Here is a 13,731-nt window from a genome sequence, read left to right as displayed (position 1 = left end):
ATGCGCGGGGAGGGGGAGGGAGGAAGGAGCGGGGACCGACGGGGATCGCGTACGGCTCCAGGGCCGACGAGGATCGCGTACGGCTCCGGGACCGGCGGGGACCACGTACGGCTTCGGACCGCGAGGCCGGGAAGGCCGGGCCCCGGGGCCGTCGCCCGGCGCGACGGAAAGGGGCGGCGGCCCCCGGGGGCGGAGGGGGGTCAGACGGTCACGCGGGCGGCCGTCGTACGGTGCTCCGCCGCGAGGGCGCCGGCGACCAGGAGGCCCAGGGCGGGCAGGGCGAGCGGGGCGGAGAACCAGGCCGAGGCGGCGACGACCGCCAGGCCGCAGACGACGAGCAGGGAACCGGCCGGGTCCCGCAGGGCCCGGCGGGCGGCGCCCTGGAGCAGGGCCCGCCAGGAGGCGCCGGGCCGCCAGGCGGTGGCCGCCCGGAGCACAGTGACGGTCCCCCACAGGGCGGCGAGGATCGCGAGGGCTCCGGCCGGCCGGCCGCCGGGCACCGGCAGCGCCCGTACGAGGACGAGGTCGACCGCGACCAGGGCGAGCGCCGCCCAGAAGGCGAGGCCCACGCCCCAGCCGCCGCCCCGCAGGGCGGCGCGCAGCTCGGCCGCGAAGGACCGCGCCCCGGTGTCCTCGCCCTCGACCGTGCGCCGCAGGTGTCCGGCCCCGGCGGCGAGCGCGGCCGGGAGCGTGACGAGCGGCAGCGCGGCGACGGCGATCCACACCCCCGTCAGCAGGCACTCGGCGAACACCCCGAACCGGGCCCGGAAGCGTTCTCCCTTCACAGGAACCCCCTCACTTGAGCCCCGAGGTGGCCATGCCGTCGATCAGGTACCGCTGGAAGGCGAGGAAGAACGCCACCACCGGCAGCAGCGCCACCAGCGACATGGCGATCATGCCGCCGTAGTTGGCGACGCCGTCCTGGTCGACGAACATCTTCAGTCCGAGGGAGACGGTGTACTTCTCGGGTTCGTTGAGGTAGATCAGCGGGCCCATGAAGTCGTTCCAGGCGTTGATGAAGGTGAAGATGGCGCTGGTGATGAGCGCCGGCCTGCACAGCGGCAGAACGACGGACTTGTAGATCCGCAGGTGGCCGCAGCCGTCCAGGCGCGCCGCCTCGTCCAGCTCCCTCGGCAGCCCGCGCATGAACTGCACCATCAGGAAGACGAAGAAGGCGTCGGCGGCGAGGTACTTGCCGAGCAGCAACGGCGTGTAGGTGTTGATGAGTTCGAGCTTCTGGAACAGGACGTACTGCGGGATGAGCAGGACGTGGTACGGCAGCAGCAGGGTGCCGATCATCAGCGCGAAGAGCAGCCCCCGGCCCGCGAAGTCGATCTTGGCGAAGGCGTAGGCGGCGAGCGAGCTGGAGACCAGCACGCCGATCACCGAACCGACGGCCAGGAAGAGCGAGTTGGAGAAGAAGGTGGAGATGGGGATGTCGGCGATGCCGTCGGCGAGCCGCCGGTAGTTGTCGGTGATGGGGTCGGTGGGAAAGACGGCCGTGCTGCCGACGATCTCGTCGTTGGGCTTGAACGAGCCGCCGATCACCCAGATCACCGGGTAGAGCACCACGGCGAGGACGGCGAGGGAGCCGAGGTGCCAGGCGAGGGACCCGGCGCGCGGGCCCCTCGCCCCGGTGCGGACGAGACTCATCGGCCTCCCTCCTCGTAGTGCACCCAGCGCCGCTGGGACCAGAACAGGACCGCCGTGACCAGGCCGACGGCGAGCAGCAGCATCCAGGCCATCGCGGAGGCCAGGCCCATCCGGCTGTTCTCGAAGCCCTGGACGTAGAGGTAGCAGGTGTAGACGAGGGTGCCGTCGGCCGGGCCGCAGGCGTTGCCCTGGCTGCCGATGATGTAGGCGGAGCCGAAGATCTGGAAGGAGTGGATGGTCTCCAGGAGGACGTTGAAGAAGAGCACCGGGGAGATCATCGGCAGGGTGATGGACCAGAAGCGGCGCCAGGGGCCCGCGCCGTCCATCTGCGCCGCCTCGTACAGCTCGCGGGGCACCTGCTTGAGTCCGGCCAGGAAGATCACCATGGGGGCGCCGAACTGCCAGACGGTCAGGGCGATCAGGGCGTAGATGATGCGGTCGGGGTCGCCGATCCAGCCGCCCGGGTCGAAGCCGAGGGCCTGCTGGACGCGGTCGACGGGGGCGTCGTCGGCGAAGAGGGCGCGCCAGACGATGGCGATGGAGACGCTGGCGCCGATGAGCGAGGGGGCGTAGAACGCGGCCCGGTAGAAGCCCTGTCCGCGCCGGCTCTGGTTGAGGAGGACGGCGACGCCGAGGGCGGCGGCCAGCTTCAGCGGGGTGCCGAGGACCACGTACCAGCCGGTGACCTCGACGGAGGTGCGCCAGCGGGGGTCGCCGAACATCTCGGTGAAGTTGTCGAGGCCGATCCACCGCGGGGCGTCGAAGAGGTTGTAGTCGGTGAAGGCGAAGTAGAGCGAGACGGCCATGGGGCCCGCGGTCAGCAGCAGGAAGCCGGCGATCCACGGGGACATGAAGAGGTAGCCGGCGAGGTTCTGGCGGCGGGCGGTGCGGCTCCGCGGGTGCGGGCGGCCGCTCCCGGGGGCCCGGGCCCCCGCCCCGGGCCCGGGGAGTGCCGCCTCCGAAGCGGAGGGAACCGGTGCGGTGGTCACGGCGGCGTCCATCAGGAGGAGAGGGCCGTCTTCGCCTCGGCGAAGTACTGCTTCACCGCGTCCTCGACGCTCCGGGTGCCCAGGGACATCTCCTCGGACAGGCGCAGGAAGGCCGCCTCGCAGACGTCGGCGCCGGCCGGGTGCGGGGTGATCGGTTCCAGGACGCGGGACTCGACGAGCTGCTTCTCGTACGCGGCGATCTGCTTGCCGACCGGGTCGGAGGGCACGTAGGCGGTGTACTGGGTCTCGGTGGCGGGGACGCCCCGGTCGTAGCCCATGATCTTGCCGACCTCGGGGTCGTGGACCATGAAGTCGATGAACCGGGCCACTTCCTTGGGGTGCTTGGTGCGCTTGGAGGCGCTGAGCATGAGGGAGCCGAGGTACTGGCCGGTGCGCTTGCCGTCGGTGGTGGGGATGGGGGCGAGTCCGTACCGGCTCTTGCCCTCGGCGGTGTAGCGGACGGCGAAGTTGTCCCAGGTGAACTCGGAGCCGGCGAGTCCGGCGGTGACGGCCGACTTCGGCTTGGCCTGGATGGTCTTCTTCGGGTCGGCGTAGACGCCGGACTTCACCCGGGCGGCGGCCTTGGTCCACCAGTCCGTCAGGTCGGCCTCGGTGAAGCCGAGTCCGGAGGTGGTGAAGAACGCCTTGCCCTGCTGGCGCAGGTACACGTCGTACAGGTACATGATCCCGTAAGGTCCTGCGTCGCCGGCCCGGCCGGCCGTCTCCCGGATCTTCGCCAGGGCGTCGTGGTACTCGTCCCAGGTCCAGCCGGGCCTGGGGGTGATCTTGGCCTTGTCGAAGACGGCCTGGTCGACGACGAGGGCCATCGAGTTGCTGCCGACGGGGACGCCGAGCAGCTTTCCGTCGACCTCGCCGAACTTCTCCAGGCCGGCCCGGAAGCCTTCCAGGCGGAGGTTTCCTGCCTCGACCTGCTCGCGCAGGTCGAGGAGGACGTTCTTGGCGTCGTACTTGCGCAGGAAGCCGATGGCGTTCTGGAAGACGTCGGGCGTATTGCCGCCGGACGCCTGGGTGTTGAACTTCTTCCAGAAGTCGGCGTACGGCTGGAAGTCGGTCTTGACCTTGATCTTCGGGAACTTCTTCTCGAAGAGGGCGATCGACTGGTTGATCCGCTTGGCGCGGTCGTCGGAGCCCCACCAGGTGTACCGGATGGTGACGGTGCCGTCGCCGCCTCCCGAGCCGGAGCCGCCTCCGCAGCCCGCCGCGGTCAGACCGAGTGCCGCCACCGAGCCACCCGTGAGCTTCAGCAGACTCCGACGGTCGACAGTGCCATGAGTACGCACAGTTCGTCCTCCCGCGCGTGATTAGAACGTTTCAGGAAAGCGCTTGCTGGGTCACCGTAGGGTCGCCCGTCAGCCACGTCAACGCTTCGGACAGGATCTACGAGGATCTTTCGAAGCGCTTCGAAACGCGGATGCGCTCCGCCGCGATGAAAGGATTCAAAGAGGGGGTCAGGCGAGCCGGATGACATTCCAGGACAGCGGCTCCAGGACGGCCCTCAGGACCCCGTCCGCGAGCTCCGTGCCGGCCACCGCGTGCGGCACCACCCGCTCGGGTTCGGCCAGGGTGTTGCACGCCTCCGGGTCGGCGTCGGCCAGCGCGCTGTGCTCCACCACCCGGTCCAGCCCGAAGCCGCGCAGCACCACGTCGAGGGGGAGCGCCCGGTACCGGTCGCGGTTGACCGCGAAGACCGTGACGCCGCCGTCCTCGGCGCGCACGGCGGTCGCGTGGAGCAGCGGCGCCTCGCCGTACTTCTCCGTGGTGTACGCCGGTGAGACCGGGCGCACGTCGAGGACGGTCCCGCGCCCGTACCGCGCGGCCTGGGCGAAGGGGAAGAAGGTGGTCTGCCGCCAGGCCGGCCCGCCGGGCTCGGTCATGATCGGCGCGATCACGTTCACCAGCTGGGCGAGGCAGGCCACCGCGATCCGGTCGGCGTGACGCAGCAGGGTGATGAGGAGCGAGCCGAAGACGACCGCGTCGGTCACCGTGTACACGTCCTCCAGGAGCCTCGGCGCCTCCTGCCAGTCCTTGACGGGGTGCGGGTTGGGGCGGCTGTAGTACCAGACGTTCCACTCGTCGAAGGAGAGCGTGAGCCGCTTCTCCGACTTCAGCCGGGCGGCGACGTGGTCGCAGGTGGCGAGGACCTCCTGGATGAACGCCTCCATGTGGACGGCGGAGGCGAGGAAGGAGTCGCGGTCGCCGTCGGTCTCCTCGTAGTAGGCGTGCAGCGAGACGTGGTCGACGACCTCGTACGTCTCCGCGAGGACGGTCGCCTCCCAGGCGGCGAAGGTGGGCAGGTCGCGGGCGGAGCTGCCGCAGGCGACGAGTTCGAGGTCCGGGTCGATCCGGCGCAGGGCGCGGGCGGTCTGGGCGGCGAGCCGCCCGTACTCCTCGGCGGTCTTCTGGCCGGTCTGCCAGGTGCCGTCCATCTCGTTGCCCAGACACCACAGGCGGATGCCGAAGGGGTCCTTGTCGCCGTGGCTCGCCCGCAGGTCGGAGAGGGCGGTGCCGCCGGGGTGGTTGGCGTACTCGACGAGGTCCATGGCCTCCGCGACGCCCCGGGTGCCGAGGTTGACGGCCAGCATCGGTTCGGCCTCCGGGCCGAGTTTGCGCAGGAAGCCCATGAACTCGCTCAGGCCGAAGCGGTTGGACTCGGTGGAGCGCCAGGCCACGTCGAGCCGGCGCGGGCGCTGCTCCACCGGTCCGACGCCGTCCTCCCAGCGGTAGCCGGAGACGAAGTTTCCGCCGGGGTAGCGGACGACGGTGACGCCGAGCTCGCGGACGAGGCCGAGGACGTCGGTGCGCAGGCCGTCGGCGTCGGCGGCGGGGTGGCCGGGCTCGTACACGCCGGTGTAGACGCAGCGCCCGAGGTGCTCGACGAAGGAGCCGAAGAGGCGGGGGTCGACGGGGCCGACGGTGAAGTCGGGGTCGATGGTGAAGCGGGCGCGGTGCTCGGGAAGTGACGCATCGGGAAGTGACACGGGGGATCCTCTCGTTCGAGATGTCGACCAACGGCCGCGTTTCCGAACGAGAACGTAAGAGCGCGGTCGGCGCCCGGTCAATGGATCACCTCTCCGGAGGCCCGAAGGCCGGGCGGGCCCCTCGGAAGGGGTCCGCTCGGCCTCGTCGTACGCGGAGCGCGCTCTCGCGGGGCGGGCTGTTATTCGAGCAGCTCCGCGTACGAGCCCATGGCCAGGGCGATGTCCGCCTGGGCCCAGAACCGGTGGTAGGTGAAGACGGGGGCGGCGCCGCCCGCCAGGTAGGCCTCGATCTTCGGCCAGGCCGGGTCGTCCTGGTAGAAGGAGCGGATCGAGGCGAAGGTGGAGCCGGAGTTCACCGTGTCGCCGTTGGGCATCACGCCGGTCCAGCCGCTCGGCACGTACACCGGGTCGTCGAAGCGGTTGTAGTCGGCGCGGGTCTCCGCCACGGCGATGCCCAGCGGGTCCTGGTGGTGGTCCCACATGCCGTCGAGGAGGGCCTTGGCGACCCGCTTGGCCTCCGCGTGGCCGGACTTGGCCGCGTAGTAGGTCAGGGTCTTGGCGTAGGCGGCGGCGACGCCGACGTCGTCGGTGTAGTCGGCGACGGTGACGTGCAGGCCGGCGTTGGCGCCGGGGTTCGCCGCGTTCCAGGTGTCCGGGGCGCCGGACCACTGGAGGGTGGACGGGACGCGGTAGGTGCCGTCGGGGTTGACGGTGGTCTCCGACAGCGCCCAGGAGACCCACTTGTCGAGGACGGTCTTCGCCTTGGCGTCACCGGTCTGCTGGTAGTACTCGGCGACCCGCTCCATCGACCAGACCTGGAAGCCGAACCACTGGTTCGACGCCGGGTCGTGGTAGACGGGCTTCTCGTCGTAGTACATGCCGTAGAAGGTGGGGGTACCGGCCGGCGGGGTGGCGTAGCGGCCCTGCCAGCTGTTGGTGGCGCCGCCCGCGATGGCACCCTCGCTCGACTGGAGCCAGCGGTAGAACTCCAGCTGCCGGTCGAGACTGGTGGCCCAGTCCGCCTGTCCCGTGGCCGACTTGGGCTTGAGCGGGGCGTAGGAGCTGAGGGCGTAGGCCGCGAGCGGGTTCTGGTAGCCGCTGTGGTTGTGGCTGGAGCCGATCCGCCACGCCCAGCCGGCCGAGGTGTCGACGGCGCCGCCCCAGGCGTAGTACCAGGACAGCAGGTAGTGGGCGCTGTTCTTGCCGGTGCCCGCGGGGCAGGCGGTCGGGCCGACGCAGTCGCCGATCTTCTTGAAGTACTTGTCGAACATGGCGTACCGCAGGTAGTCGCCCATCTTGGCGGCCTTGCCGATGGTGGCGGCGACCTGCTCGCCCTTGCCCTGCTCCTTGGCCCACAGGTCGGCCCAGTAGGCGGCCTGGACGGCGCGGGCGTCGGCGTCGGGGGCGTTGGTGAACTTCCACTGCTTGGCGTAGGAGTCGTCCCCCGTGAAGAGGTCGAGGTAGCCGTTCCTGCCGCCGTAGGAGAAGTTGTCGCAGGTCGGGTGGGTGACGGTCTCCCAGACGGACTCCTGCGGGCCGCGCTGGAAGGTGTTGATGTACGAGGGGCCGGTCGCCGTCGGTCCTGCGGAGCACTTGCCTGGCTCGTTGCCGTAGCCGTAGACGTTGTCGACGTCCTGGATCCAGTGCATGCCGTAGATGTCGTCGGTGCCGTAGGCGCTCTTCAGCTCGGCCGCGATCGGGTCGGAGCCGGAGGTGACGCCGGAGTCGAGGCGGGCCGGGTACTGCGAGGGGAGGTCCCACTCGGGGGCGTAGGCGGCCGGCTTCGAGGCGTTGTAGCCGGCGTTCGTCGGCTGGTCCGCGTGGGTGGGGATCATGTACTTCTCCATGATGTCCCACGCGCCGTTGAACTTGGTCCAGTCACCGGTGATCTTGCCGTACATGGCCTGGAGCCAGATCAGGTAGCTGTACGCCTCCGAGGTCGTCTCGTGCCCGTGGTCGGGGGCCTCGACGATCAGGGTCTCGACGGAGTGGTACGGGATGCCCTCGGGCGAGAAGTAGCCGTTGGCCGGGTTGGTGATCTTCCCGTAGAGGTCGAGGAAGCGGGCGTCGTAGGTGGAGTCCGCCGCGAGCTGGGTGGCCTGGACCTCGGCCTTGGCGTGACCGGGGGCGGTCGCCGTGAAGACGGCGATGCCGGTGCCGGTGGAGGCGGCGGTGACGGTCACCTTCTGGGCGGTGCTCCAGTTCGCCGGGGTGAAGGTGAGGGTGGCCGGGGAGGCCGACAGGTTGGTGTTGCCGGAGGTACGGGCCACGGTGACCGTGACGTTCGAGGCCGGGGCCTTCGACAGCTTGAGGTCGAAGGTGCCGGTGGAGCCCTGCCGGACGGCGAGCTGCCCCGGGGTGGCGACGAGGGCGGGTCCTGCGGCGACGGTGATGCCGACGGGGGTGGACTCGGCGGAGGCGCCCTGGCTGTCGTACGCCTTGGCGTAGAGCGAGTGGGCGCCGGTGGCGAGACCGGTGGCGCTGTAGGTGAAGGGCGCGGTGGTGTCGGTGCCAAGGAGGGTCGTGTCGCTGTAGAACTCGACCTTGTCGACGGTGGCGCCGTCGGCCGCGGCCGCGGTGGCGGCCAGCGGGACGGCGTCGCCCTGGGCGTAGACCGCGCCGGCGGCGGGGCTGGTGAGGACGGCGACCGGCGGCTGGTGGGCACCGGTGCACAGGGTGCCGTTGACGGCGAAGTTCGTCGGGGCGGCGTTGGCGCCGCTGTACGTGAACTGGCCGCCGGTCGTGACGGCGGCGCCGGCGGCGACGGTACCGTTCCAGCCGGCGTTGGTGACGGTCACGTCCTTGCCGGACTGCGACCAGACGCCGTTCCAGCCGTTGGTGAGCTTCTGGTCACCGGCGTAGGAGTATGTGAGCGTCCAGCCGTTCAGGGCCTCGGAGCCCCGGTTGGTCAGGGTGAGTTCGGCGGTGAAGCCCGAACCCCAGTCGTTGGTCGTGTAGTCGACGCTGCACTGGAGGGCGGCGGCCTGCGCGGTGCCGGTGCCCGCCCCGGCGACCAGGAGGCCGAGGGGGAGGGAGAGCGCGGCGGTCAGGGCGGTCAGGTGCCTGCGGGGGCGTCGTCTTCTCAGGGGTGGCATGCGGGTGGATCTCCTCGCGGCTCGGGAGGTCGGGGTGTGCGAAGAGCGGGCCGTTCGGGTGGTGCGGGGTGGCACTCGGCGCTACGGGGAAGTGCTCGGCAGTGCGGGGTGGCACTCGGTGGTGCGGCAGCGCTTGGCGGTGCGGGGTGGCACTCGGTGGTGCGGGGCGGGCATGGGGAACAAGCCCTGAACCAGTGGGAGCGCTCCCACTGTGCAAGCGTGACGCAACCACGTCAAGACGCGCGAAGAGTCGAAGGCGGGTAACGAGGAATTTCCACAACTCCTCTTTCCCTTGGCGGCCGTTGCCGCTACGGTCTGCCCGACCAGTGGGAGCGATTCCATCCAGTCGGCACGCCGCAGGAGGCGTGCCCTCGCTGTGAGGACTCGCTCATGCGACATCCCCCACGTCTCACCGCGCTGCTCGCCGGAGCAGCGGTCACGATGGCGAGCACCGCGCTCGCCCTCGTGGGTACGGCCTCAGGAGCCGCGGCCGCACCCGCCTGCACCGTGGAGTACTCGGTCACCAACCAGTGGACCGGAGGCTTCCAGGGTGCCGTCACCGTCACCAACGGCGGCACCGCGCTGAACGGCTGGAGCCTCGGCTTCTCCTTCCCCGCCGGACAGCAGGTCAGCCAGGGCTGGGGCGGCAAGTGGACCCAGTCCGGCGCCGCCGTCACCGTCACCAACGAGAGCTGGAACGCCCGGCTCGGCGCCGGCGCGCAGGTGACGACGGGCTTCATCGCCTCGTGGACGGGGACCAACACGGCCCCCACCGCGTTCACCCTCGACGGCGCGCCCTGCACCACGGACGGGCCGACCACCCCGCCCCCGACCGATCCGACCACCCCGCCTCCCACCGACCCGCCGACCACCCCGCCCACCACTCCCCCGACCGACCCGGTCTCCGGAGCACCCGAACTCTCCGTCTCCGGGAACAAGTTCGTCGACCAGAACGGCGCGACCCGCCGGCTGCTCGGCGTCAACCGCTCCGGCGGCGAGTTCATGTGCGTCCAGGGCCACGGCATCTGGGACGGCCCGGCCGACGACGCCTCCGTCCGGGCGATCGCCGACTGGAAGGCCAACACGGTCCGCATCCCCCTCAACGAGGAGTGCTGGCTCGGCCTGGACAACATCAAGCCCGAGTACCGGGGCGCGAACTACATCGACGCGGTCGAGGACCTGGTCGCCAAGGTCCTCGCCCACGGCATGACCCCGGTCGTCGAACTGCACTGGTCCTACGGCCAGTACACCGGCAACTCCTCGGGCTGCGGCGACGTCCACGCCTCCTGCCAGAAGCCGATGCCGAACGCCCGGTACACCCCGGCGTTCTGGACCTCGGTCGCCGAGACGTTCAAGAACGACAAGCGGGTCGTCTTCGACCTCTTCAACGAGCCCTACCCGGACCGGGCGACCTCCACCGCCACCCAGGCATGGACCTGCTGGCGCGACGGAGGGACCTGCCCCGGCATCGGCTACGAAGTCGCAGGCATGCAGGACCTGGTGGACGCGGTCCGCGCCACGGGAGCGGAGAACCTGATCCTCGTCCCGGGCCTCGCGTACTCCAACGACCTGAGCCAGTGGCTGACGTACCGTCCCACCGACCCGGCCGCGAATCTCGCCGCCGCCTGGCACGTCTACAACTTCAACACCTGCTCCACCGAGTCGTGTTGGAACGACACCCTCGCCCCCGTCGCCGCGCAGGTACCCCTGCTGGCCGGCGAGATCGGCGAGAACACCTGCGGACACGCGTTCATCGATCGCGTCATGCAGTGGTTCGACGACCGCGGGCTCTCGTACCTGGGCTGGACCTGGAACACCTGGAACTGCAACTCCGGTCCCGCGCTGATCACCTCGTACGACGGCACACCCACCGCATTCGGCATCGGGCTGCGCGACCACCTGCGCGCCCTCACCCCCCGAGAGGAACCCCACCCATGAGCCGCACCAGCCGTACCGCCCTCCTGGCGGCCCTCGGCCTCGTCACGGCGGCCGGAGCCACCGCCACGGTCTTCGGCACCACCGCCGGCGCAGCCACCCCGGGCTGCAAGGTCGACTACACCATCACCAACCAGTGGAACACCGGCTTCGGCGCCAACGTCGTCGTCACCAACACCGGCGACCCGACGTCCTCGTGGACGCTGGAGTGGAGCTACGCGGGCGACCAGCAGGTCACCCAGGGCTGGAACGCCACCATCACCCAGTCCGGCGCCGCCGTCACCGCCCGGAGCATGTCCTACAACGGGGCGCTCGCGACCGGCGGTTCGACCTCCTTCGGCTTCAACGGCTCCTACAGCGGCACCAACTCCGTGCCGGCCGTCTTCAAGCTGAACGGCGTCACCTGCAACACCGCCACCCCGCCGACCGACCCGCCGACCACTCCCCCGACCACGCCGCCCACCACCCCGCCCACGACGCCGCCGCCCGGCCAGAAGGCGGACAACCCGTACGTCGGCGCCAAGGTGTACGTGAACCCCGAGTGGTCCGCGAACGCCGCCGCCGAACCGGGCGGCAGCAGGGTCTCCAACCAGCCCACCGGCGTCTGGCTGGACCGCACCGCCGCGATCAACGGCGTCAACGGCGGCATGGGCCTGCGCGACCACCTCGACGAGGCCCTGCGGCAGAAGGGCGACGGCGAGCTGGTCGTGCAGTTCGTCATCTACAACCTGCCCGGCCGCGACTGCGCCGCGCTCGCCTCCAACGGCGAGCTGGGCCCGACGGAGATCGACCGGTACAAGACCGAGTACATCGACCCGATCGCCGCGATCCTCGCCGACCCGAAGTACGCGGGCCTGCGGATCGTCACCACCGTGGAGATCGACTCGCTGCCGAACCTCGTCACCAACGTCGCCGGGCGCGACACGGCGACCGAGAACTGCAACGTGATGAAGGAGAACGGCAACTACATCAAGGGCGTCGGCTACGCGCTGGGCAAGCTGGGCGCCATCCCGAACGTCTACAACTACGTGGACGCGGGCCACCACGGCTGGCTGGGCTGGGACTCCAACTTCGGCCCCTCCGCCGAGCTGTTCAAGCAGGCCGCGACCGCCGAGGGCTCGACCGTCGCCAACGTCCACGGCTTCATCGTGAACACCGCCAACTACAGCGCGCTGAAGGAGGAAAACTTCAAGATCACCGACACCGTCAACGGCACCTCCGTGCGCCAGTCGAAGTGGGTGGACTGGAACTGGTACGCCGACGAGCTGTCCTACGCCCAGGCCATGCGCGACAAGCTCGTCTCGCTCGGCTTCGACAGCAAGCTCGGCATGCTGATCGACACCTCCCGCAACGGCTGGGGCGGTGCCCAGCGGCCCACCGGACCGGGCTCGCTGACCAGCGTCGACACCTACGTCGAAGGCGGCCGCTACGACCGGCGCATCAACCCCGGCAACTGGTGCAACCAGGCCGGAGCGGGTCTCGGCGAGCGGCCCCAGGCGGCCCCGGCCCCCGGCATCGACGCGTACGTCTGGATGAAGCCCCCGGGCGAGTCCGACGGCGCCTCGAAGGAGATCCCCAACGACGAGGGCAAGGGCTTCGACCGCATGTGCGACCCGACCTACACGGGCAACGTCCGCAACGGGAACAGCATGTCGGGCGCGCTGCCGGACGCCCCGCTCGCGGGCAAGTGGTTCTCGGCCCAGTTCCAGGAGCTCATGAGGAACGCCCACCCCGCGCTGTAGGGACTCCCTGAGGAGAGGGGGCCGTCCCCCGGTCCGGCGGGACCGGGGGCGGCCCCCGCCGCGTGCGCTCACCCCGGGCGCCCGGTGGGGCGTCAGCAGGAGCCCCGTACCACCAGCTCCGTCGGGAAGACGCGGCGCGGCTCCTCCGGGGCGCCCGCGACGTCCCGGAGGAGCATGCGGGCCATCGTGCGGCCCATCTCCTCCGTGGGCTGGCGCACGCTGGTGAGGGGCGGGTCCATCAGCCGGGCCACCGGCGAGTCGTCGACGCCCACGAGCGCCACGTCGTCGGGGATCCGGCGCCCGGCCTCGCGCAGCGCCGCCCGGGCGCCGGCCGCCATGACGTCCGAGGCGACGAAGACCGCGTCCAGGTCGGGACGCCGGGCGAGGAGTTCGCGCATGGCGCGGCGGCCGCCCTCCTCGGTGAAGTCGCCGGCCGCGACCAGACCCTCGTCGGGCTCGTGACCCGCCTCCGCGAGGCCGGCCCGGTAGCCGCCGAGCCGGGCCCTGGCCACGTACATGTCGAGCGGGCCCGTGACGGTGGCGATGCGCCGTCTGCCACGGCCCACGAGGTGGGCGACGGCGGCGCGGCCGGCGCCGATGTTGTCGGAGTCGACGTACGGGACGGGTTCGGCCTCGGAGCGGCGGCCGTTCATGACGACGGGGATGCCGAGTTCGCGGATGCGGTCGGGGAGCGGGTCGTCGCCGTGGACGGAGGAGAGCAGCACGCCGTCGACGCGCTGGGCGGCGAGGTACTGCTCGAAGCGCTGGCGCTCCTGTTCGCTGCGGACCAGGGTGAGCAGCAACTGCTTGTCGGCCTGCGCGAGTTCGGCGCTCACCCCGCGGATGAGGTCGAGGAAGTACGGTTCGGCGAAGAGCCGGGCCTCGGCCTCGGGGATGACGAGGGCGACGGCGTCGGTGCGGCTGCCGGCGAGCGCGCGGGCGGCCTGGTTCGGTACGTAGCCGAGCTCGGCGACGGCCCTGGCCACGGCGGCGCGGGTCTGCTCGCTCACGCGCGGGGAGCCGTTGATGACCCGGGAGACCGTGCCCCGGCCGACCCCGGCGCGGGCCGCGACCTGTTCCAGGGTGGGTCTGCTGTTCCGCCGTCCGTTCACGCTCGCCGTACTCCCCTCGTCGGACCTCGTGCCGCTCACCAGGGCCACACCGGGATGGGAGCGCTCCCACACTAGAGCACCACCCTCCCGCCGCGCCACGCGCGCGTTCAGGAGATGACGTGAAGAAGCGGCACCTGGCAGCCGGAAACCCGCGGAACACCTTCCGGTAACGAATCCGCCTTCACGTCTTGACACCCCCACCCGCC

9 protein-coding genes are annotated in these 13,731 nt (G+C 70.9%); 2 read left to right on the top strand and 7 right to left on the bottom strand.

All coding sequences use genetic code 11. The features are described 5' to 3' along the window. Positions 1-200: 200 nt before the first annotated feature. The 6 genes from QK442_RS04945 to QK442_RS04920 form a co-directional block, all read right to left on the bottom strand. Positions 201-785: a hypothetical protein gene (locus QK442_RS04945; RefSeq protein ID WP_282692569.1), complete on the bottom strand. Its 585-nt coding sequence runs from the start codon at positions 783-785 to the stop codon at positions 201-203. A gap of 10 nt (positions 786-795) precedes the next feature. Beyond that, complete coding sequence (locus tag QK442_RS04940; protein WP_282692568.1) at positions 796-1,653, bottom strand: carbohydrate ABC transporter permease; 858 nt, start codon at positions 1,651-1,653, stop codon at positions 796-798. Next, positions 1,650-2,654 carry a sugar ABC transporter permease gene (locus tag QK442_RS04935; protein ID WP_282692567.1) on the bottom strand — a complete coding sequence of 335 codons (1,005 nt, stop codon included), beginning with the start codon at positions 2,652-2,654 and terminating at the stop codon, positions 1,650-1,652. The genes QK442_RS04940 and QK442_RS04935 overlap by 4 nt, the downstream gene beginning before the upstream one ends. Beyond that, entirely contained in the window at positions 2,654-3,943 is a 1,290-nt protein-coding gene (locus QK442_RS04930; protein ID WP_282692566.1) for an extracellular solute-binding protein, read from the bottom strand. Before QK442_RS04930 ends, QK442_RS04935 begins: the two co-directional genes overlap by 1 nt. Positions 3,944-4,111: 168 nt before the next feature. Continuing rightward, entirely contained in the window at positions 4,112-5,641 is a 1,530-nt protein-coding gene (locus QK442_RS04925; protein WP_282692565.1) for an alpha-N-arabinofuranosidase, read from the bottom strand. A gap of 179 nt (positions 5,642-5,820) precedes the next feature. Then, complete coding sequence (locus QK442_RS04920) at positions 5,821-8,736, bottom strand: glycoside hydrolase family 48 protein (protein ID WP_282692564.1); 2,916 nt, start codon at positions 8,734-8,736, stop codon at positions 5,821-5,823. A gap of 390 nt (positions 8,737-9,126) precedes the next feature. Here QK442_RS04920 and QK442_RS04915 point away from each other — a divergent pair, with 390 nt between their 5' ends. Further along, the gene (locus QK442_RS04915) at positions 9,127-10,674 is read left to right on the top strand and encodes a cellulase family glycosylhydrolase (protein WP_282692563.1); all 1,548 of its coding nucleotides are present in this window, start codon (positions 9,127-9,129) and stop codon (positions 10,672-10,674) included. Continuing rightward, positions 10,671-12,413: a glycoside hydrolase family 6 protein gene (locus QK442_RS04910; RefSeq protein ID WP_282692562.1), complete on the top strand. Its 1,743-nt coding sequence runs from the start codon at positions 10,671-10,673 to the stop codon at positions 12,411-12,413. Before QK442_RS04915 ends, QK442_RS04910 begins: the two co-directional genes overlap by 4 nt. Positions 12,414-12,505: 92 nt before the next feature. On the opposite strand, the gene QK442_RS04905 is transcribed toward QK442_RS04910, so the two are convergent. After that, entirely contained in the window at positions 12,506-13,525 is a 1,020-nt protein-coding gene (locus QK442_RS04905) for a LacI family DNA-binding transcriptional regulator (RefSeq protein WP_282692561.1), read from the bottom strand. Positions 13,526-13,731 lie beyond the last annotated feature (206 nt).

The organism is Streptomyces sp. CC208A (assembly GCF_030010625.1).
GTDB lineage: Bacteria > Actinomycetota > Actinomycetes > Streptomycetales > Streptomycetaceae > Streptomyces.
This window is presented reverse-complemented; position numbering and strand designations above follow the sequence as displayed.

What these genes read in the sequence shown, in the direction of transcription:
- QK442_RS04920 (WP_282692564.1), bottom strand. Translation starts at nt 8,736, where the DNA reads ATGCCACCCCTGAGAAGACGACGCCCCCGCAGGCACCTGACCGCCCTG.
- QK442_RS04940 (WP_282692568.1), bottom strand. Translation starts at nt 1,653, where the DNA reads ATGAGTCTCGTCCGCACCGGGGCGAGGGGCCCGCGCGCCGGGTCCCTC.
- QK442_RS04935 (WP_282692567.1), bottom strand. Translation starts at nt 2,654, where the DNA reads ATGGACGCCGCCGTGACCACCGCACCGGTTCCCTCCGCTTCGGAGGCG.
- QK442_RS04910 (WP_282692562.1), top strand. Translation starts at nt 10,671, where the DNA reads ATGAGCCGCACCAGCCGTACCGCCCTCCTGGCGGCCCTCGGCCTCGTC.
- QK442_RS04915 (WP_282692563.1), top strand. Translation starts at nt 9,127, where the DNA reads ATGCGACATCCCCCACGTCTCACCGCGCTGCTCGCCGGAGCAGCGGTC.